Genomic DNA, 20,214 nt, shown 5'->3' on the forward strand with positions numbered 1-20,214 from the left:
CCATCGCGCATTTGGGCGAAGCGGCGCTCAACTCGTTCAGCTACGCGCTGGTCGGCGGGGTGCTGGCAGTAGCGTTCGCGGCGGCGGCAGCCTACGGCATGACGCGGCTGACGCTGATCGGCGCCAATGGCTGGTTCATGCTGATCTTCACCGGCACGCTGTTTCCGTTCCAGATGTACCTGGTGCCGCTGCTGTTCGGCTATCAGCGGCTGGGGCTGGTCAACACCTGGTTCGGCATGCTGCTGGTCTATGTCGCGATTTGCATCCCGTTCCCGCTGCTGGTGCTGCGCAATTCCTTTTCGGGCATCAGCCGCGAAGTCGACGAAGCGGCGCGCATGGAGGGCGCGAGCGAATGGCGGGTGTTTATCTCGATGATCGTGCCGAACGCCGCCGGCCCGCTGATCGCGCTGTTCCTGCTGCAGTTCACCTTCATCTGGAACGACCTGCTGTTCTCGTCGATCCTTGCCAATGGAATCGAGGTGCGCTCGATCATGGTGGCGCTGCAGTCGCTGCAAGGCACCTATTCGACGCTTGGACCCAATGTGGTGATTACGGCGACGCTGATTTCGAGTATCCCCACCGTCCTGCTGTTCATTGCGCTGAGGAAATATTTCATGGCGGGACTGCAGTTGGGAACGAAGTGACCTCCGAGACGACGATGAAAGCGCCCAGGGTGAAATCGATGTCGGCAGACCTGGGCGGCGACGCCGGCTACGGCTACCGGCAGGATGGCGGCTCGATCGCCAGCCAGATCTTCGAGCACCTGATGCAGCAGATTCTCGACATGCGGCTGCAGCCGTTCCAGGAATTGTCCGAGGCGCGGCTCGCCGCCGAGTTCGGTGTCAGCCGCACGCCGGTGCGCGAGGCCTTCGCCCGTCTCGCCCGCCGCGGGCTCGTCGATATCCTGCCGCAGCGCGGCACCCGCGTCTCCCCGCTCAGCGAGGACCTGATCGCCAAGTCGCGCTTCATCCGCGAAGCGTTGGAACGCCCGCTGGCCCGGCTCGCCGCCGAGAAGCTGACGTCCGAGATCGAGGCGCTGCTGATGCGCGAGGTGGCCCTGCAGAAAACGTTCGCGGAACTGTCGGACGATCAGAGTTTCCTGCAGTCCGACGACCGCTTCCACGCTCTCATCGCCAAGGCTGCGGGGTTCGAATCGATCTGGGACGACGTTCGCGAGGTCAAGTTCCACATGGACCGCGTCCGCCGGCTATCGCTGCTCAGCCAGCAGCACATGTTCTTCATCGTCGGCGAGCACATCGAGATCCTCGACCGCCTGAAGGCCCATGACGCCGACGGCGCCGACAAGAGCATGGCGGTTCACCTGATCTCCGTGATGCGCGAGCTCGACCTGGTACGCGCCAAGCACCCCGAGTATTTTCTCACGGAGCCGCCCACGAGGCCGCAGGCGGGATAGTGGAACGGGCCCGGCCCGGCTCATGGAGTGAGGCGGCCGGTGGGGTGGTGGGTAGCGGATCGCTGGTCCATGAGCGGGATGGTCATGGCCCTCATTGTGCTCAAGGCGGTGGCCGTTGCGCTGCTGTTGAAGATAGCCCTTGGCGTTTCCGCACCGCCGCAACGCCGACCTGCTGCCGCTGCTGCCGGTCTGGCTCTCCCTGATCGCGCTGGAGGGCGCGTTCCATTGGGCGTGCCCATCGCGTCGGCGGCGATTCGCAGGATTGATGTTCACCGAGGGGAATTAGTGGCGCACCCGACGAGATTCGAACTCATGACCTCTGCCTTCGGAGGGCAGCGCTCTATCCAGCTGAGCTACGGGTGCAGCGGATCAAGGCAATAGGCGATTGGGGCGTGGAGTGCAAGACGGGTCTGCTCGGCCGGCCGGGGCTGGCCGAGCAGGGTGGGGTGGCCTTGGGGATCAGGCGGCGCGGTGCCAGAGGCGGTCGAGTTCGCCGAGCAGGCGGAAGGTGACGCCCTCGATCGCGGCGCTGTCGCTGAGCGGGCCGGCGGGCTCGTCGGACTCGCCGATGTCGCCACGCTGCGCGGCCGAGTGGAGCGCCGCGAAGACCGAGGCGATGCCGTGCTCGAGTTCGTCGTCGAGCAGCGGGGCATCGTCATCCGCCAACTCGATATCGACGATGGTGTCGGCGTAGACAGCCGAAGCGGTGTCGGAGTAATCACCCATGGATGGCGCTCCGACATCCGCCACGGCCGCGTCCGCCGCCAGGTCCGCCTCGTTAACCGCCTCGACGGGCGAAGCGAGGTCCGCTTCGACATCCGTTGCGGCGGGAATTGCCAGCGCCGCCTCGAGGGCAGCGGCGATATCGAGGGCGACGCCCGCTTCGACCTCGGCTTGAGTGGCCGCGGCTTCGACCTCAGCAACAATCTCGGCCGCGACAGCGGCAAGATCGGGTTCGATGACAGTTTCAATGCCGGCTTCGCTGAAATCGGGTTCGGCGACTGCCTCGAGCACGGGTGGCGCATCGTCATCCCGGGCGGCATCGCCTCCGGTCGCGGCGGCAGCGGGGCCGGCCTGGAGGGCGGGTGCATCCGTCGTGATCTCGTCGGCGGTGGCGGCCGGCGCGCCGGCGGGTTCGGCGACCCCCTCGACAACGGTGGCGGCAGTGGTGTCGTCGGCCTGGGCGGCGACGATCGGGTCGAAATCGGGGTCGGTGTCTTGCCGGTCCGCGGTGTCGCTCATCGTTCTCTCCGAACTCGGGTTGAGACGAAGTCTCTGCTGGGTTGGGGCGACCTGCCCCGCGAACGGATTCGCTGGTCGGCCGAGAAAGAACGCTAAGTGGCTCAAGTGGCTCGTTTCGGACCGGAATCCGGCAGTCCAGTGACGATTTCGTGTCGGCGGCGCTCGCGTCAGAACGGCGCGGGGACGCGAAAACTCACCCAATGGCCCTGCGGATGGTTGAAGGCCAGTTCCTCGGCGTGGAGCTGCAGGCGGTCGGCGGCGGCGAGGGCTTCGCCGGTCGCATAGAACGGATCGCCGAGGATGGGATGGCCCAGTTCCAGCATGTGGACGCGCAGCTGATGGGTGCGGCCGGTCAGCGGGTAGAGCCGCACGCGGGTGATGCCGCCTTCGCGGGCTTCCACCTGCCAGTCGGTGACGCTGGGGCGGCCGCGCTCGTAATCGACGCGCTGCCGGGGCTTGTGCTCCCAATCGGTGGCGAGCGGCAGGTCGATGCGGCCCTCGTCGGCTTCGATATCGCCCCAAACCCGCGCCACGTAGGACTTTTTCGCCCGCCGCTGCTCGAATTCCTGGCCGACATGGCCGAGCGCTTTCTTGTTGAGGCACATGACGAGGACGCCCGAAGTGTCCTTGTCGAGACGGTGCGCCATGGCGGCGGTGGGCCAGCGCTGTTTCACCCGCGCCTCGAGGCAATCGGCGAGCGCCGGGTCCTTGCCGGCGACCGAAAGCAGGCCCGAGGGCTTGTCGAGGACGACGATGTCGTCGTCGGCGTGCACCACCGTCAGCCAGGGCTCGGTCGGCGGGCGGTAGTCGAAGGTGGCGGGCATCGGGTTCAGCATCGGCCCCGCTCTTAGCAGCATATGCGCGCGGGGAGAAACGCTGCGTTACGTACCTCAGGGCACTGGAAATCAGCGGCGAATGGCGCGATGGTGCGCCACAATGTCGGCGGGCCCGTTCGGGCGGAACGCCGCTTCCAGCGAGGAATGGAGTTTATCATCATGAGCGCAGAGCGCCGGGTTGGCGTCGGGATTATCGGGTGCGGCAATATCTCGAGCGCGTACCTCAAGGCCATGCAGGGGTTTGCCGTGCTCGAGGTGATCGGGGTGGCGGACATGAAGCCGGAGGTGGCCGAGAAGAAGGCCGCCGAGTTCGGGCTCACGGCGATGCCGGTCGACGCGCTGCTCGCCGACCCGCGGGTCGAGATCATCGTCAACCTCACGATTCCGCGGGCGCATGTCGAGGTCGGGCTTCGCGCCATCGCTGCGGGGAAGCACGTCTATGGGGAAAAGCCGTTCGGGGTGACGTTTGCCGAGGGCAAGCGGCTGGCCGAGGCGGCGAAGGCGGCGGGGCTGCGCGTCGGCTCGGCGCCCGACACCTTCCTTGGCGGCGGGCACCAGCAGGCGCGGGCGCTGATCGATTCGGGCGCGGTGGGCGAGGTGGTCGGCGGCACGGCGTACTTCGCCTGTGCGGGGCACGAGCGCTGGCACCCCGATCCGGCGTTCTACTACGATTTCGGCGGCGGGCCGGTGCTCGACATGGGGCCGTATTACATCACGGACCTGGTGAACCTCCTCGGGCCGGTGGCGAGCGTCCAAGCGATGAGCGCGACGCCGCAGAAGGAGCGGCCGATCCTGTCGGATGCCAAGCGCGGGCAGATGATGCCGGTGAAGGTTTTCACCCATGTGGCGGGGCTGCTGCAGTTCCGGTCGGGCGCCATCATCCAGGTGACGCTGAGCTTTGACGTGCCGGCGCATGCGCACCTGCCGTTCGAGCTCTATGGCTCCAAGCTCACCATGCTGGTGCCGGACCCGAACAATTTCGGCGGCGAGGTGAAGACCCGCCCGGCGACCGAGAAGGACTGGACGACGGTGCCCTACGCCCTGCCCTATGCCGATGGGAATTATCGCTCGCTCGGCGTCGCCGACATGGCGCATGCGATCCTCGAAGGCCGGCCGCACCGCGCCTCGGGGGACCTGGCGCTGCACGTGCTCGAGGTGATGGAGGCGTTCGAGACGGCGAGCCGGGAGCGCCGGGCGGTGGAGATCACCACGCCGGTGGAGCGGCCGGCGCCGCTGGCGGAGTCGGTGATCGGGTGAGTCGAGGGGGGTGGCGCGTGGGGCACTGCGCCTTACGCGGAGGGAATGAGGGCGACGGAGTCCCCCACCAACTCGATGTCATCCCAGCGAAAGAATACGCCGGCGTGGGGGACGCGGGGATAAGGTGGGGGAAGATTTTTTCTCGGCACCCCGGAAAACCTCGGCATCGGGGCTCCCGCCCACCCCCTCCCTGCTCCCCCATGAAGGGGGAGGTGTCGCATCGAGGCTGTGGGACGATCGAGCCTCAATCACCGGGGACCGGGTGGCGGCGCTCAGTTGAGCGGGTTGCCGTCGCGCTCTTCTTCGTGCTGCACCGCGACATCGCCATTGGCCGAGAGGCGGACCTTGTCGCCTTCGATTTCGGCGACGAGATCGCCCGGGATGAAGTGGTGATGGCCTTCGTGGCGACCCTCGCCGCCATCCTCCCGGCTCAGCTTGATCCGCCCGCCCTCGACCCTGTCGACGACCCCGACATGCACCCCATCGGCGCCGATGACTTCCATGTGCTCACGAATGGACGAGAGATTCTGCATGGGACTGCTCCTTGGTTTTGGAGCGGGGGTAACGCGCGAGGGGCGGGAAGGGATGCGGGGCCCCCACTTGCGAACCCCCAACAATCTGAGTCATGTATTGTCTTGGGCAGGGGGAATAAATGACATTCAAAGATGACGTCGCCGATTTGGCGAAGCGCGCCATTAGTGCGCAAGCTGTAGCTCAAACCGAGGAGGCCACAAAGAACGCCATCATCATGCCCTTCTTGAGGGTGCTTGGATTTGATGTGTTCGATCCCACACAGGTTATTCCGGAATACGTTGCGGACGTCGGGCTGAAAAAGGGCGAGAAGATCGACTACGCCGTCAAGATCGGCAATCGGATCGAGTATCTTGTCGAGGCCAAGTCGGTTTCGACCAACCTCCGAGACGCTCAGTACAGCCAGCTGTTCCGCTACTTCCATACCTGCGACGCCAACATCGGCATCCTGACCAACGGGCTCCACATCTGGTTCTTCACCGACCTCGAAGCGCCCAACAAGATGGACGCCAACCCGTTCTTCAAGTTCGACCTGCTGGACTACGACGACAACGACCTGCGCGAGCTGGAGAAGTTCCACAAGAACACCTTCAGCATCGAGAACGTGCAGGCCGCCGCGTCGACGCTGAAATACCTTCGTGGCGCGATGAGCTTCATCGAAAAACAGTGGGCAACCCCGGACGAGGAGTTCGTGCGCATGGTGGCGCGCGGCTTCTACGAAGGCCAGTTGCGCTCGTCGGTGGTCGAGACCTTGAAACCAATCGTCAAGCGCGCGTTTGACGATCTGTTCCGCCAACGAGCGCTGAAGAAGATCGATGTGGCCTTCGACGGCGGAAAGGAGGAGCGGCTACCGGAGGTGGACGAGAACAGGGTCGAGACCACTCAGGACGAGCTGCAAGGCTTCATGATCATACGCGCCATCGCGGCAGAGGTGGCCCCGGTGTCGCGGATCGTGATGCGGGACGCACAGAGCTACTGCGCCATCCTGTTCGACGACAACAACCGGAAGCCGATTGCGCGGCTACATTTTAATGGCAAGGGGAAGTTTGTGACGGTGTTCGGGGCGGACAAGGAGGGGGTGAGGCACGACGTGGCGGGGTCGAGGACATCTTTGCTCTGCGTGAGCGACTCGTTGAAGTAGTGCGCTCGTACCTGTAGCGATAGCGTCAGCCTTACGGAGACGTACAGCACGATGCCGAAAAGCATACTTGCAGTTGGCCTGCAGCTAGCTAGCGATGCAGTGAAGACGTGTGAGTTCTCGAGCAGATCGTCATTACTCGACGCCGATATCGTACTATTCAGGCCGAACATCGGGGAAATGTATCTTCCACCGTTGAAGTGGTTTCAGGGGAAGGTGTCGCTTGACGAAAGCGAATCGTTTCAACTCCGCGAAGCCGTTGCCCACTGGCGCAGAGAAATAATGGAGCTCGTCGAGTCTGGAAAGAATGTATTCGTATTTCTTACCGATTTTGAAGAAGTTTATGCTGCCACTGGATCGAAGGAATATTCTGGGACTGGCAGAAATAGACAAACTACAACTCATGTATCGCCAATTACCAATGTTTCATGCCTGCCGATTTCGGCAAAATTCATAGACACGCGCGGCTCAATCATGATTCTGTCCCAGCATGGTGTAGAATTTTTAAAGGAATACTGGAGAGAGTTCGGCTCAAAGAGTGAGTACAAGATGTTGCTCGAGGGAGAGGGCTTCGTCCCTTGCATTGTAACCAAGTCTGGCCAGAAGCCGGTGGGAGCAATTGTGCGGGCAAAGAAGTCAACCGGTGCTCTCGTGCTGCTTCCGGATGTAGACTTTGAGGATCAGCGCTTCGTAACGAAGACCGGTAACTGGAGTGTGGAAGGCACTCGCTTCGCCGAGCGGTTTATCTCCCAAGTAGTTGCAATGGATGCGACCCTTCTTTCATCGGAAGCGGCGACACCAGCTCCTCAGTGGGTTACCGAGCAGGCATACCGTCTCCACGGAGAGGCCGAACTCCTAGATGAACTGAATAGAATCTCCAGCCGAATGGAGGCTCTGTCGCAGAAGCGAAGCGATGTTGAGTCGAGATATCAGGAAGCGGGACGACTACGTGGGCTCCTTTATGAAACCGGGAAACGTCTGGAGCAGTCCATCATCGATGCCTTGACCCTGCTGGGGTTCGCGGCGGCTAGATATAGCGATGGTGCGTCTGAATTCGACGTTGTCTTTGAGAGCGAGGAGGGCCGGCTGATAGGGGAGGCCGAAGGCAAAGACAGTAAGCCGATCGCGATAGAGAAGCTTCGTCAGTTGGCCATGAATTTGCATGAAGACGCGACCAAGACGGATGCTCAGGGTCTAGCAAAAGGTGTGCTTTTTGGCAACGCGCACAGATTGCTGCCTCCCGCGCAGCGCCAGGAATTCTTCACCGAGAAATGTCGCAACATGGCTGTCTCAACGAGTGTCGCACTCGTTAGAACGACATCTCTGTTCAATGTCGCGCAGTATTTGGGCGACGTTGATGATCCGGACTTTAGGCGCGAGTGCCGGCTCGCGATGTTGGAGCAGTCGGGTGAGGTTGTGTTCCCATCGATTCCGCAGAAGCCAGACCGGGACCAAGAAAGCATAGTCTTGTCGACCGGTAGTAGTAACTCCGAGTAGCCCCGCCGGCCTAGTGCGCCCCGTCCCAATCCCGCGCGGCGGCGGCGTCGACCTTGATCGGCACGGTGAGGCGCACGGCGGGTTCGCTGGCCATTTCCATGGTCTTGACGATCACCGGGATGGCGCCCTGCTCCTTGCCCTCGTCGACCTCGAAGATCAGTTCGTCGTGGACCTGCAGCAGCATCCGGGCGTCGATGCCGGCGGCCTGGAGGGTCGGTTCCATCTTGATCATGGCGCGGCGGATGATGTCGGCGGCGGTGCCCTGGATGGGGGCGTTGATCGAGGCGCGTTCGACGAAGCTGCGTTCGGCGGGGTGGGAGGAGTTGGCGTTGGGGAAGTTGACCTTGCGGCCGAACAGGGTCTCGACGTAGCCGTCGGCCTTCACCTTCCTCCGCTGCTCCGCCATGTAGTCCTGGATGCCGGGGAAGCGGGCGAAATAGGTCTTGATGTAGTCGCCGGCTTCGCTGCGCTCGATGCCGAGCTGGTTGGCGAGGCCGAAGGCCGAGATGCCGTAGATGATGCCGAAGTTGATCGCCTTGGCGCGACGGCGGACTTCGGACGGCATGCCTTCGATCGGCACGTTGAACATTTCGGACGCCGTCATGGCGTGGATGTCGAGGCCCTCCTCGAAGGCATCCTTCAGCCCCTCGATATCGGCGATGTGGGCGAGGACGCGGAGCTCGATCTGCGAATAATCGGCGCTGATCAGGATTTTTCCCGGGCTGGCGACGAAGGCGGTGCGGATCTTGCGGCCGTCCTCGGTGCGGACCGGGATGTTCTGGAGGTTCGGATCGTTCGAGCTCAACCGCCCGGTGAGCACGGAGTGCTGCGAATAGGTGGTGTGGACGCGGCCGGTGCGCGGGTTGATGTAGGTGGGGAGCGCGTCGGTATAGGTGCCCATGAGTTTCGTCAGCTGGCGCCAATCGACGATGGTGCGGGCGAGCGGGATGCCCTGCGCGGCGAGCTCCTCGAGGACGTCGGCACCGGTCGACCAGGCGCCGGTCTTGGTCTTGGTGCCGCCGGGGAGCTTCATCCGGTCGAACAGGATTTCGCCGAGCTGCTTGGGCGAGCCGAGGTTGAAGTTGGAGCCGGCGAGCTCATAGGCCTCGGCTTCGAGCGCCGCGGCGCGCTGGGCGAAATCGCCGGAGAGACGGCTCAGGATCTGGCGATCGACGGTGATGCCGCGGCCTTCCATGCGGGCGAGCACGGGGGCAAGGGGACGCTCGATGGTCTCGTAGAGCGTCGTCATGTTCTCGGCGACGAGGCGGGGCTTCAGCACTTTCCACAGGCGGAAGGTGAGATCGGCATCCTCGGCGGCGTATTTCGCGGCGTCTTCGATGGGGACCTGGGCGAAGGTTTTCTGGGTCTTGCCGGAGCCGATCAGGTCCTTGATCGACATGCCCTTGAGGCCCAGCCAGTGGTCGGAGAGCTCGCCCATGGTGTTGAACTGCGGGCCATCGAGCGAATAGCTCAGCAGCAGGTTGTCGTCGAACGAGCGGACCTCGATGCCGTAGCGGTTGAGGATGCCGAGGTCGTATTTGACGTTGTGGAAGAGCTTGAGGATCGAGCGGTCGGCGAACACCGGCTTCAGCAGGTCGAGGGCCTGGCGGAGGTCCATCTGGCCTTCGGCGCGGCCGCCGCCGAAGATATCGCCGTGGCCCTCGGTGTGGCCGAGCGGCAGGTAGGCGCCGTTGCCGGGGGCGGTGGAGAACGAGATGCCGACGAGGTCGGCGGTCTGGTTGTCGAGCCCGGTGGTCTCGGTGTCGGTGGCGACGATCCCCTCGGCGCGGATGGCGGCGAGCCAGCGCTCGAGATGGGCGGCGTCGCGGATGATCTCGTAGTTGGCGTGATCGAGCGGGATGGCCTTGATCTTTTCGTGCTCGAGCCTGGCGTGCACCACCGGGGCGGAATCGGCGCGGCCCTCGGCCACCTGGCGGGCGGCGCGGGCTTCGGCGCGGGCGGTGTTGTCGAAGCCGATGGGCTCGACGGGCTTCGCGGCGAGCTCGGGATCGGCGGGCCAGGCCTCAGGATCGATATCGAGCAGGGCGCCGAGGCGCTTGGAGATGGCGAAGAACTCCATGGCCTTGAGGAACGGGAAGAGCTTTCCGGGCTCGATCTGCTGGCGGGCGAGGTCTTCGAGCGGCAGCTCGACGGGGGCTTCGCGGGTGAGGGTGACGAGTTGCTTGCTGATCCGGGCGAGCTCGGCGTTCTCCTCCAGCGCCTGACGGCGCTTGGGCTGCTTGATCTCGGCGGTGCGGGCGAGGAGGGTCTCGATATCGCCGAAGGTGTTGATGAGCTCGGCGGCGGTCTTCACGCCGATGCCCGGGACGCCGGGGACGTTGTCGACCGCGTCGCCGCAGAGCGCCTGCACCTCGATGACCTTGTCGGGACCGACGCCGAACTTGGCGAACACCTCGTCCGAGCCGATCCAGCGCAAAGCCGGCTGGCCGGGGCGCGGGATGGTATCGAGCAGGCGTACCGAGCCATCGGGCTCGACCAGCTGCATCAGGTCCTTGTCGGAGGAAACGATGGTGACCTTGCCGCCGAGGTCGCGCGCCATGCTGGTATAGGTGGCAATGATGTCGTCGGCCTCATAACCCTCCATCTCGATGGAGGGCAGGCTGTAGGCGCGGGTGGCGGCGCGGGTGAGCGGGAACTGCGGCACCAGCTCTTCGGGGGCCGGCGGGCGCTGCTGCTTGTACTCGGCGTAGATTTCGTCGCGGAAGGTCTTGGATGAATAGTCGAACACCACGGCCATGTGGGTCGGCGCGTCGTCGCCCTTGAGGTCCTCGCCCAGCTTCCAGATCATGTTGCAGAAACCGATGACGCTGCCGACCGGCAGCCCGTCGCTCTTGCGCGTGAGCTGCGGCAGGGCGTGAAAGGCCCGGAAGATGAAGCCAGAGCCGTCGACGAGTACGAGATGCATGGGAGGCGATTCCGGAGGGTCGGGCGCGGACCTTAGCCGAGATGGGGATGGGGGTTAAGCCTGACAAAGCCGGACGGGGGTGGGAGGTGATTGTTGCTGCCCATATGCTACGCTTGCTGCACAGGCGCATCGAACGGAGTTTGCCAATGTCCAAACCGGTGATCTTCACTATTGCAGCATCGTGGGACGACGAGGCTTCGGTCTGGACCGGCCACTGCGATGATATCCCGGCCGCAGCGGATGCGGCGACGCTGGACCAGTTGCTCGACAAGATTGCGGCGATGGCGCTCGACGTCCTGCCGGACAATCACCCGGACCTCGATCCCTCTCAACTCTATCTGCAGATTACAGCGCTGCGCGAAGCCGAACCCGCGGCGGCCTGATGGCGCCGCAGTTCGACCGCCCGCTGCGTGAACTCCTCAAGGCGGCGGGCTGCAGTCTCGTTCGCCAGGGCAAGGGCAGTCACGAAGTCTGGCACAGCCCAATCACGGCCCGGCATTTTCCGGTGCCGATCGGCATCCCCAGCCGCCACACAGCCAACGCCATCCTGCGCCAGGCCGGGCTGCCAAAGGCGTTCTAGGGATCCGACGCCACGAGGTTCGGCCATGGAAGAGCAGCTTTCGATTGTATTCCCCGATGCGCTCCCCATCTCTCCGGCATGCGAGGGGTTCGCATAGGGTGATGACATGCGGGCAGCGGTTTATCGGGCGTTTGGCGGGCCGGAGGTGGTGCGGGTGGAGGAGTTGCCGAAGCCGGCGCCCAAGGCCGGGGAGGTGCTGGTTAGGGTGCGGGCCTCGACGGTGAGCGTCGGGGACTACCGCATGCGGACGCGGGATCTGCCCAAGGGGCTGGGCTTCTTCGGGCCGCTCACCATCGGGATTTTCGCACCACGGAAGAAAATTCTCGGCATGGATTTTGCGGGAATCGTCGAGGCGGTGGGCGAGGGGGCGGCGCGGTTCAAGCCGGGCGACGAGGTGATGGGACTCACCGGGATGAAGTTCGGCGGGCACGCTGAATATGTCAGCCTCGCCGAGACCGAGGCGATGGTGCTGAAGCCCGAGGGCTGGAGCTTCGAGGATGCCGTGGCGCTCGTGTTCGGCGGGCACACCGTTGCCGAGTGCATCAGGCGTGTCCCGATCAAGCCGGGCGACGAAGTGCTGGTGAATGGCGCCTCGGGCGCGGTGGGGACCGCGGCGGTGCAGGCGGCCAAGCACTTTGGCGCGGTGGTGACAGGGGTGACGAGCGGCGGCAATGCCGAACTGGTGCGCTCGCTCGGGGCTGATCGGGTGATCGACTACACCGCTGAAGACTTCACCAAGAACGGCAAGCAGTACGACGTGATCTTCGAGTGCGTGGGCAATGCGCCGTTCGAACGGGTCGAGGGCTCGCTCAAGCCGGGCGGCGCGCTGCTGCTGGTGATCTCGGATCTGAAGGGCATGCTGCGCGCCGGGCGGAACAGCAGGAAAAGCGGCAAGCGCGTCATGGCCATCAGCTTCAAGCCGAGGCCCGAGCACGTCGCATTCGAGGTGGAGTTGGCAGAGGCGGGGGCCATGCGTGCGGTGATCGACCGGACCTACGACCTCGATCAGGTCGCCGAAGCGCACCGCCATGTCGAAGGCGGACGCAAGCGCGGCAACGTGGTTTTGCGGCTTGCGGGGGCGTGACTGCTTGGCGACGCACTTCGTGTCAATCCCGCGCCCGTCAAGTCATTGCCCAATTTGAGTCGCTTTCGGGCCGAATTTTCCACAAGCTTCTCATCCATGGTCCGCCGCATGAACGGGGCATTAGATAACATAAAGCGTGCCGCAGAGCGGTCGCGCTTCGCGTCAATACACAGCTTGCTGGGCGGCTTCGTCGTACCCGCGATTGCACTTCTTGGGCTGGTCGCCATAGTCGCGGTGTTGCTCGGGCTGCAGTGCGGCGGACTGGACAGATGCTTTGCGGTCAGTGCGCAGCCCATGGCTGCCAAGCTCGAGGCGCAGGCCACAGTCGAGGCGCCTGCCCACGCCGTCACGGCGGCGGTGGTGGCCGCGAGCGCGGTGGCGGTGGCCCCCGAGGCGCCGGCGATGACGAAGGTGGCGATGACCAAGCCGGCGCTGTCCGACACCGTGGTGAAGGCGCAGCGCGTCGACAAGATGATCGGCGCAACTTTCACGGCGCTCGCCGCCGATGACGCCGGCTGGCTTGCCGGCGCCGCAGCGGTGGCCGATGCCAAGCCCGTGGCGGCTCCCAAGCCCGTGCCCACCACCGATGCGGTGGCCGAGGCAAAGGCCGTCGCCACCACAAACGCCGCAGCCGATCCCGAGACCTATGCCGAGGGCGACGGTACCGGCCCGCAGCCGCAACAGGTCGCCAGCACCGGCGAAACCGCGCGTGAAGCGGTGACCGCTGCCGCCGTCGACGAAACCCCCGGTCAGCCGCTGCAACGGCCAAAGCCGCTCGAAGTCGCTGCTTTCGTCGAGGAGCGGGTTGATACGCCACCGGCGGTGAAGGCCGAGGCCCAGAAGCAGCTGGTCGCGGTGGCGAAGCCCGAGGCGGTGGAGAAAGTGGCTCCGGCCGCAGAGCCGACGCCCGCTCCGAAAGCCGCCGCCGCGCCGGTCAAGGCGAAGCCGGCCAAGGCTGCGCCGGCGCCGGGCGACACCCGCACCGTTGCCGGCCAGGGGGTCAACGTGCGCGCCGGTCCGGGCAAGTCGCAAGGCAAGCTCTTCGCCCTCGCCGGGGGCGAGAAGGTCAAGGTGAGCGAGAACCAGCGCGGCTGGCTCAGGGTCACCGACGACCAGGGCCGCACCGGCTGGGTGTACAAGACCTACGTCTACTGAGGACGGGCTCGCCGCCGTGGATCGGCGGCGCCCTACCCCTTACCCATGGTCCCCTCCCCCGCTTTCCCGGGGACCACGATGTCCCATCACCAGACGATTGATCTGTAACGACAACCTGCCGCATATGCTGTGGCAGGTTGTCGTTATTCATGGGCGGACAATTGACCGATCGCATTGCAATCGACGAGGCGCTGGTGCGCCGGCTCGTCAGATCGCAGTTTCCGCATTGGGCCGACCTGCCGATAAGGCGGGTGGCGGTCGATGGCTGGGACAACAGCACCTTTCATCTCGGCGACACGATGAAGGTGCGGCTGCCCAATGCTCCCGGCTACGCCGCGCAGGCGGCAAAGGAACTCCATTGGCTGCCGCGGCTGGCTCCGTTGCTGCCGGTGCCGATCCCCTCGCCGGTGGCTATCGGCGAGCCGGGGGAGGGTTATCCGCTGCACTGGTCGATCTACCACTGGATCGACGGCGAGACCGCGCTGGCGGGGCCGATCGGCGACCATGTCCGCTTCGCCCGCGATATCGGCAAGTTCCTCCTCGCGCTGCAGGCGATCGACGCCACGGGTGGCCCGCCGGCGGGGCGGGACAGCTTCTTCCGCGGCGGCGATCTCTCGGTCTATGACGGCGAGACCCGCCAGTGCCTCGCTGAACTCGAGGGCCAGATCGATGTGGCGGCGGCGGCCGAAACCTGGGATGCGGCGCTGGCCGCCGAGTGGCGCGATCCGCCGGTCTGGGTGCATGGCGACATTGCGCCGGGGAACCTGCTCGTCCGCGACGGCCGGCTCAGCGCCGTCCTCGACTTCGGCTGCTCGGCGGTGGGCGATCCGGCCTGCGACCTGGTGATGGCGTGGACGTTCTTTGGAGGGGCCGGCCGCGCTGCCTTCATCGAGGCGGTCGAGGCCGACACCGGCACCTGGGCGAGGGCCCGCGGCTGGGCGCTGTGGAAAGCGCTGCTGCTGCGGGTGCAGTACAGCAACCCGCAAAAGCAGGCGGCGGAGGAGCGGATCATCTCGGCGGTGGTGGAGCATCATCGCCGTGCCCGGTGAGGCGATTGCATCCTTTTTCGCCTTCGAGCATTACCGCCAGCATTAGGGGTATTTCCGCATGCACATGAATGTAGCGGTCAGCGCGTCCGGCTTTCTTGGACAGAGCGAGCTGGGGCGGTTGATCGCGGCGTATGACTGGGCGTCGACCTCGCTGGGGCCGATTTCGGGCTGGCCGTCGCATCTGAAGACCAGCGTCGGGCTGACGCTGCGCTCCCCCGTACCCATCGTCATGCTGTGGGGCGAAGACGGGGTGATGATCTACAACGACGCCTACTCGGCGTTCGCCGGCGGCCGCCACCCGAAACTGCTCGGATCCAAGGTGCGCGAGGGCTGGCCCGAGGTCGCAGACTTCAACGACAACGTCATGAAACGGGTGCTCGGGCGAGGCGAGACGCTCTCCTATCGCGAGCAGGAACTGACGCTCCACCGCAACGGCGTGCCGGAGCAGGTGTTCATGAACCTCGACTACTCGCCGATCCCCGATGAGACGGGCAAGCCCGTGGCGGTGATCGCGATCGTCCTCGAAACCACCGAGAAGGTGCGGCTCGAGCGCGCCAGCCTCGGCGAGCAGGAGCGGCTGCGCCAGATGTTCGCTCAGGCCCCCGGCTTCATGGCCATGCTGGCTGGCCCCGACCACGTGTTCGAATTGACCAACGACGCCTACATGCAGCTCGTCGGCCATCGGGACGTCGTCGGCAAGGCGGTGCGCGATGCGTTGCCGGAGATCGCCGGGCAGGGATTCTACGAACTGCTGGACCAGGTCTATACGAGCGGCGAGCCGTTCATCGGCAGGGAGGTGAAAGTCTGGCTGCAGCGCACACCGGGGGCCGAGCGCGAGGAGCGGTTCGTCGACCTGATCTACCAGCCGGTGCGCGACGCCGCCCACCAAGTGGTCGGCATCTTCGTCGAAGGCTCGGATGTCACCGAGCGGGTGATGGCCGAAGCCCTGGTGCGCCAGAGCGCCGAGCAGTTCCGCAGCTTTGCCGAAGCCATGCCCAACCACGTCTGGACGGCGCCGCCCAGCGGCCTGCTCGACTGGTTCAATTCGCGCGTCTACGAGTATAGCGGGGCGCAGCAGGGCGACCTCGACGGCAATGCCTGGACCGAGATCGTCCATCCGGACGATCTCGAGGACGCCGCCCGGCGCTGGGGCGAAAAGCTGGCGATGCGCGAGCCCTACGAGGCCGAATTCCGCCTGCGGCGGCACGACGGCGCCTTTCGCTGGCACATTGCCCGCGCCGTGCCGATCTTCGACGGCGAAGGCCAGATCAGCCGCTGGATCGGCACCAATACCGATATCGACGACCAGAAGCGGGCGGTCGAGGCACTCGCCGAGAGCGAAGCGCGGTTGCGGCTTGCCATCGAGGCCGGGCAGCTCGCCGTCTGGGAACTGGATGTACCCACGCACCACGTCACGCCGTCGCCGGCCCTGAACCGGCTCTACGGCTTTCCCGAAGATGCGATGCCGACCGCCGAAGACTACCGGTCGCGCTATGCGCCGGGCGAAACCGAGCGGCTGGCGCAGCTTGGCGCCGAGGCCGCGGAGCGCGGCGATACCGATCTCGAGGTCGAGGTCCGGCACCTCTGGCCCGACGGCACCGAGAAATGGCTGCTCATCCGGGCCCAGGCGGCCGACGGGGGCAAGCGCGCCATCGGCGTGGTCATCGACATCACCGAGCGCAAGCGCGTCGAGCAGCGGCTGGTCGAGAGCGAGCGGCGCTTCCGCCTGTCGCAGAATGCCGCCGGCATCGCCTCGCTGGAGCTGGATATCCCCACAGGGACGGTGATCGGCTCCGAGCATTTCTGGGATCTGTGGGGGCTCAGCCCGCGTGAGAGCGTCCATATCAGCGTGCTCGAGGACATCGTCCTGCCGGTCGACAAGGATGTCCGCTCGACGCCCGAGACGCGCAAGAACGGCACCGCCGTCCCCAATGTCGAATACCGCATCCGCCGGCCGGACAATGGCGAGGTGCGCTGGCTGTCGCGCCATATCGAGTTCATCCACGACGAGGCCGGCAAGCCGATCCAGATGTTCGGGGTGATGCGCGACATCACCGAGGAAAAGGAAGCCCAGTCGCGCCAGCAGATGTTGACGCACGAGCTCGAGCACCGGATCAAGAACATCCTCGCCATGGTTTCGGCCATCGCGTCGCAGACCCTGCGCAACTCCGACATCGAGACGGCGAGCGCGGCGCTCAACGAGCGGCTGCGGGCGCTCTCCAATGCCCACGACATCCTCAACAAGACCCGCTGGACCGAAGCCTCGCTGGGCGAGGTGGTGGCGGCGACGATCGCGCCGATGCCGTCGGAGCGCATCTCGGTCGAAGGGCCGCCTGTGGCGCTGAGCCCTAAGATGGCGCTGTCGCTGGCGCTTGCCGTCAATGAGCTGGGGACCAACGCGCTGAAATACGGCGCGCTCTCCAACGATACCGGCCGGGTCGAAATCACGTGGGGGTTCAAGCCCGCGAGCGATGACGCGCCGCGCATGCTGGAATGGCGCTGGACCGAGCATGGCGGCCCCCAGGTGTCTGCACCGTCGCGCCGGGGCTTTGGACGCTTCCTTGTCGAGCGGGTGCTTGCGGGGGATTTTGGCGGCACGGTAAGGATCGATTATCTCCCCGGCGGCGTTCATTGTGTATTGAGCGCTCCGTTTCCCGACCGGCCGGGTGCAGAGCCGGATGGGCGCCAGGGTGCGCCCGGTAATGTGCGTGAGATCCAGTGATGCCGGACAGCCGTTCCCCGCAGAAAGTCCTCGTCGTCGAAGACGAAGCCTTGCTGCTGTTCTCGATCGCCGACGACCTGCGGGACGCCGGGTTCGAGGTACTGGAGGCGGCCAATGCCGACCAGGCGATCGCGCTGTTGTCGAAGCATCCGGAAATCGGGCTGCTGTTCACCGACATCGACATGCCCGGCACGATGGACGGGATGAAGCTGGCGGCCGTCGTCCACGATCGCTGGCCGCCGGTGCGGATCATCATCACCTCGGGCAAGCAGCCCCCCAGCATGGACCGCATCCCGGCGGACGGCCTGTTCATGCCCAAGCCCTACACAACGGCAGGCGTGGTGGCGGCGATGAGTACGCTGCTGAACTAGCCCAGGAGTTCCACCACCTGCTCGTCGCCCAGCTGGCCGAAATGGCGGTAGTGGAGGCTGACGGCGAGGAAGGGCTCAGGGGTCTTCAAACAGATCAGCATGTCGGCGTCCTGCGCGAGGCTTTCGATCACGTCGGGCGGCGCCACGGGAACCGCGAGGATGATCCGCGCGGCGCCCTCGAGGCGCAGGGCGCGGATGGCGGCGCGGGCGGTGTTGCCGGTTGCGACGCCATCGTCGACCACGACGCAGACCCGGCCCTTGACCGGGACCGGCTGCCGGCCGCCGCGCAAGGAAAGGCGGCGGCGCTCGATCTCGGCGAGCTGGCGCTCCTGCTCGGCCTCGAGATAGCCGGCCGGCGGATCGACGAGGCGCATCACCTCCTCGCTCACCACCAGTTGCGGGCGGCTGCCTTCGGCGACCGCGCCGAGGCCATATTCGGACTGTCCCGGGGCGCCGATCTTTCTCACCAGCAACAGGTCGAGCTGGGCCCCCAGCGCCGTCGCCACTTCGCGCGCCACCGGCACACCCCCGCGCGGTAGCGCGAGGATCAGCGGATCGGTCAGATCGAGGGCAGCGATCTCGGGCGCCAGCGCCCTTCCGGCTTCCCGGCGGTCGGTGAAACTGGGTTCGATGCCGTGCTGCGAGAACATGGTGATGCGTCCGAACGGAACTGCACGCCATGTCAACGCGCTTCGCCCACCAGTGGTTTCAAAGGAGCGCCGGTTTCCCGGCCCTCGCATATGCACCTGCTGACCGCCTACTCGACCTGGCCGATATTGGCCGGGCTTTCGCCGGGCGCCAGCACGTATTTCCAGATCGCCGCACCCAGCGTCGCGCCGATCAGCGGCGCGACGATGAACAGCCAGACCTGCCCGAGCGCCCCGTTCTGCGCGAAGATCGCCGTGGCGATCGAGCGGACGGGGTTGACCGAGGTGTTGGTCACCGGGATCGAGATCAGGTGGATAACCGTCAGGCAGAGCCCGATGGCGATCGGCGCGAAGCCGGCCGGCGCCGCCTTGCTGGTCGAGCCGAGGATGACGATGAGGAAGAAGGCGGTGAGCACCACTTCGGCAACCAGCGCCGCGGTGAGGCTGTAGCCTCCGGGCGACAGGGCGTCGTAGCCGTTCGAGGCAAAACCGCCCGGCGTATAGCCGGCGGTGCCCGAGGCAATGACGTAGAGCACCGCCGCGCCGGCGACGCCGCCGACCAGTTGCGCCACCCAGTAGGGGACGAGGTCCCGGTAGGCGAAGCGGCCCGCCACGGCGAGGCCGAGCGATACGGCGGGATTGAAATGGCCGCCCGAAATGCCCCCCACTGCATAGGCCATGGTCAAGACAGTCAGCCCGAAGGCTAATGCGACACCCATGAAGCCGATGCCGACATCCAGAAACCCCGCTGCGAGAATGGCGCTGCCGCAACCGCCGAATACCAGCCAGAATGTGCCGAATGCTTCGGCCGATAATCTTCTGAACATGAAGCCCGCCTCATCAGGTGTCGTTCCTACGCATCGACTGTTAGGCGTACTTGCCGCCGGCGGGAATCAACGAGGCCAAGTTATGCACCGCTGTTGCACCTCATGGGTTGTTTATTGAGCAACTCCAATGCGCTGCGCGTTGCGGGAGTAATTTGCGATGTCTCGCTTCATGGCGCGATTGCTGCACCAGGCCTGCACCGCTGTAAATGCCGGCTAACCGGTTTACCTTGCGCGAGTCTCGACATAGGCCTTTCCTATATGAGCCAAAATAGGGACCAATGACCCCAATTTTACGGGCATAGCAGACCTAGATCATACACTGAGGATGCAGGTAACGACCTGGTCACCATGCATTGTCATGTTGCTGTCAGTTGGGGCCTAATACTTATGGGCTTGCGATTCGAAGGTAAGGGGATCAGACTCATTACCTACTGGCGTCGGCGCTGACCGGTTTCAGCTTTGGCCTGCAACCCCCTCAGGTGGCAAAAGTGGACAGACTTGCGGAAACAATTCCCTACCGGCCCTACCTCAATCGTGACCGGCTGATCTACCTCACCCATCCCGACCCCAAGGTAGCCAAGGGCATGTGCGATGAGTTCATCGCCCAGGGCTTCCAGGTATCGATGGTCCCCGATGTGCAGGGCCTGACCCGGCTGATGGCGCTGCGCCGCCCCGACCTCGTGGTGATGCCGCTATGCAGCGAGACCCGCGACATGGACGACGCGCTCCAGGCGCTCGCCGCCATTCGCGGCCAGCACCTGGGGATCCACGCCTTCTTCCTCGCTCCCGCCGACGTGCGCGCCGAAATGGTGGTGTCCGCCATGAAGCATGGCGCCAGCTCGGTGTTCTCTCCGCCCTACCCTCCGGTCGAGCTGGCCGTGGCGGCGCAGGAGATCTTCCGCGGCGACATCCATGTCGAGGAATCCAAGGACGGGCCG

Annotated in this window: 20 protein-coding genes and 1 tRNA gene; 14 read left to right on the top strand and 7 right to left on the bottom strand. The window is 65.2% G+C overall.

Annotation, left to right across the window (positions count from 1 at the left end):
• The 3 genes from JWQ89_RS21655 to JWQ89_RS21665 form a co-directional block, all read left to right on the top strand.
• Positions 1 to 644 (top strand): carbohydrate ABC transporter permease (locus JWQ89_RS21655; RefSeq protein WP_299644629.1); only part of this gene is annotated, 644 nt, incomplete at its 5' end.
• A gap of 38 nt (positions 645 to 682) precedes the next feature.
• Positions 683 to 1,414, top strand: a complete 732-nt coding sequence (locus JWQ89_RS21660; protein WP_299644631.1) for a GntR family transcriptional regulator — start codon at positions 683 to 685, stop codon at positions 1,412 to 1,414.
• Positions 1,415 to 1,553: 139 nt separating this feature from the next.
• On the top strand, positions 1,554 to 1,700 hold the full coding sequence (locus tag JWQ89_RS21665; protein WP_299644634.1) for a hypothetical protein: 147 nt from the start codon (positions 1,554 to 1,556) through the stop codon (positions 1,698 to 1,700).
• On the opposite strand, the gene JWQ89_RS21670 is transcribed toward JWQ89_RS21665, so the two are convergent.
• The 3 genes from JWQ89_RS21670 to JWQ89_RS21680 form a co-directional block, all read right to left on the bottom strand.
• Positions 1,701 to 1,777, bottom strand: a tRNA-Arg gene (locus JWQ89_RS21670).
• Positions 1,778 to 1,873: 96 nt separating this feature from the next.
• Positions 1,874 to 2,656 (bottom strand): hypothetical protein, encoded by a 783-nt coding sequence (locus JWQ89_RS21675; RefSeq protein ID WP_299644637.1) that lies wholly within the window; start codon positions 2,654 to 2,656, stop codon positions 1,874 to 1,876.
• A 167-nt stretch (positions 2,657 to 2,823) separates the two neighbouring features.
• Positions 2,824 to 3,492: a pseudouridine synthase gene (locus tag JWQ89_RS21680; protein ID WP_299644639.1), complete on the bottom strand. Its 669-nt coding sequence runs from the start codon at positions 3,490 to 3,492 to the stop codon at positions 2,824 to 2,826.
• A gap of 159 nt (positions 3,493 to 3,651) precedes the next feature.
• Between JWQ89_RS21680 and JWQ89_RS21685 the strand changes: the two genes are divergently transcribed.
• Positions 3,652 to 4,749: a Gfo/Idh/MocA family oxidoreductase gene (locus JWQ89_RS21685; RefSeq protein ID WP_299644641.1), complete on the top strand. Its 1,098-nt coding sequence runs from the start codon at positions 3,652 to 3,654 to the stop codon at positions 4,747 to 4,749.
• Positions 4,750 to 5,021: 272 nt separating this feature from the next.
• Here the strand turns inward: JWQ89_RS21685 and JWQ89_RS21690 are convergent, their stop codons facing one another.
• Positions 5,022 to 5,282 carry a DUF2171 domain-containing protein gene (locus tag JWQ89_RS21690; RefSeq protein WP_299644643.1) on the bottom strand — a complete coding sequence of 87 codons (261 nt, stop codon included), beginning with the start codon at positions 5,280 to 5,282 and terminating at the stop codon, positions 5,022 to 5,024.
• 146 nt (positions 5,283 to 5,428) lie between these two features.
• On the opposite strand from JWQ89_RS21690, the gene JWQ89_RS21695 reads away from it, so the two are divergent.
• The gene (locus tag JWQ89_RS21695; protein ID WP_299644646.1) at positions 5,429 to 6,421 is read left to right on the top strand and encodes a type I restriction enzyme HsdR N-terminal domain-containing protein; all 993 of its coding nucleotides are present in this window, start codon (positions 5,429 to 5,431) and stop codon (positions 6,419 to 6,421) included.
• A 51-nt stretch (positions 6,422 to 6,472) separates the two neighbouring features.
• Positions 6,473 to 7,915 carry a hypothetical protein gene (locus tag JWQ89_RS21700; protein ID WP_299644649.1) on the top strand — a complete coding sequence of 481 codons (1,443 nt, stop codon included), beginning with the start codon at positions 6,473 to 6,475 and terminating at the stop codon, positions 7,913 to 7,915.
• A gap of 10 nt (positions 7,916 to 7,925) precedes the next feature.
• Here JWQ89_RS21700 and polA read toward each other — a convergent pair whose 3' ends face one another.
• Complete coding sequence (gene polA, locus JWQ89_RS21705; protein WP_299644652.1) at positions 7,926 to 10,841, bottom strand: DNA polymerase I; 2,916 nt, start codon at positions 10,839 to 10,841, stop codon at positions 7,926 to 7,928.
• 146 nt (positions 10,842 to 10,987) lie between these two features.
• Between polA and JWQ89_RS21710 the strand changes: the two genes are divergently transcribed.
• The 7 genes from JWQ89_RS21710 to JWQ89_RS21740 all read left to right on the top strand — a co-directional run bounded on the left by JWQ89_RS21710 (position 10,988) and on the right by JWQ89_RS21740 (position 17,802).
• Positions 10,988 to 11,224, top strand: coding sequence for a DUF1902 domain-containing protein (locus JWQ89_RS21710; protein ID WP_299644654.1), 237 nt, complete (start codon positions 10,988 to 10,990; stop codon positions 11,222 to 11,224).
• On the top strand, positions 11,224 to 11,421 hold the full coding sequence (locus JWQ89_RS21715) for a type II toxin-antitoxin system HicA family toxin (RefSeq protein ID WP_299644657.1): 198 nt from the start codon (positions 11,224 to 11,226) through the stop codon (positions 11,419 to 11,421). Before JWQ89_RS21710 ends, JWQ89_RS21715 begins: the two co-directional genes overlap by 1 nt.
• A 106-nt stretch (positions 11,422 to 11,527) precedes the next feature.
• Positions 11,528 to 12,505 (top strand): NAD(P)-dependent alcohol dehydrogenase, encoded by a 978-nt coding sequence (locus JWQ89_RS21720; RefSeq protein WP_299644660.1) that lies wholly within the window; start codon positions 11,528 to 11,530, stop codon positions 12,503 to 12,505.
• A 294-nt stretch (positions 12,506 to 12,799) separates the two neighbouring features.
• On the top strand, positions 12,800 to 13,660 hold the full coding sequence (locus JWQ89_RS21725; protein WP_299644663.1) for an SH3 domain-containing protein: 861 nt from the start codon (positions 12,800 to 12,802) through the stop codon (positions 13,658 to 13,660).
• Positions 13,661 to 13,821: 161 nt separating this feature from the next.
• The gene (locus JWQ89_RS21730; RefSeq protein ID WP_299644665.1) at positions 13,822 to 14,709 is read left to right on the top strand and encodes an aminoglycoside phosphotransferase family protein; all 888 of its coding nucleotides are present in this window, start codon (positions 13,822 to 13,824) and stop codon (positions 14,707 to 14,709) included.
• A 58-nt stretch (positions 14,710 to 14,767) separates the two neighbouring features.
• Positions 14,768 to 17,431, top strand: coding sequence for a PAS domain S-box protein (locus JWQ89_RS21735; RefSeq protein WP_299644668.1), 2,664 nt, complete (start codon positions 14,768 to 14,770; stop codon positions 17,429 to 17,431).
• Entirely contained in the window at positions 17,431 to 17,802 is a 372-nt protein-coding gene (locus tag JWQ89_RS21740) for a response regulator (protein ID WP_299644670.1), read from the top strand. Before JWQ89_RS21735 ends, JWQ89_RS21740 begins: the two co-directional genes overlap by 1 nt.
• Here the strand turns inward: JWQ89_RS21740 and JWQ89_RS21745 are convergent.
• On the bottom strand, positions 17,799 to 18,488 hold the full coding sequence (locus tag JWQ89_RS21745) for a phosphoribosyltransferase family protein (protein WP_299644673.1): 690 nt from the start codon (positions 18,486 to 18,488) through the stop codon (positions 17,799 to 17,801). The two genes, JWQ89_RS21740 and JWQ89_RS21745, sit on opposite strands and share 4 nt — an antisense overlap.
• Before the next feature lie 71 nt (positions 18,489 to 18,559).
• Positions 18,560 to 19,276 (bottom strand): aquaporin Z, encoded by a 717-nt coding sequence (gene aqpZ, locus JWQ89_RS21750; RefSeq protein ID WP_299644676.1) that lies wholly within the window; start codon positions 19,274 to 19,276, stop codon positions 18,560 to 18,562.
• A gap of 488 nt (positions 19,277 to 19,764) precedes the next feature.
• Here aqpZ and JWQ89_RS21755 point away from each other — a divergent pair.
• Positions 19,765 to 20,214: hypothetical protein (locus JWQ89_RS21755; RefSeq protein WP_299644679.1), on the top strand; the 450-nt coding region annotated here is incomplete at its 3' end.

The organism is Devosia sp. (assembly GCF_028290645.1).
In the GTDB taxonomy this organism is placed as follows: Bacteria; Pseudomonadota; Alphaproteobacteria; order Rhizobiales; family Devosiaceae; genus Devosia_A.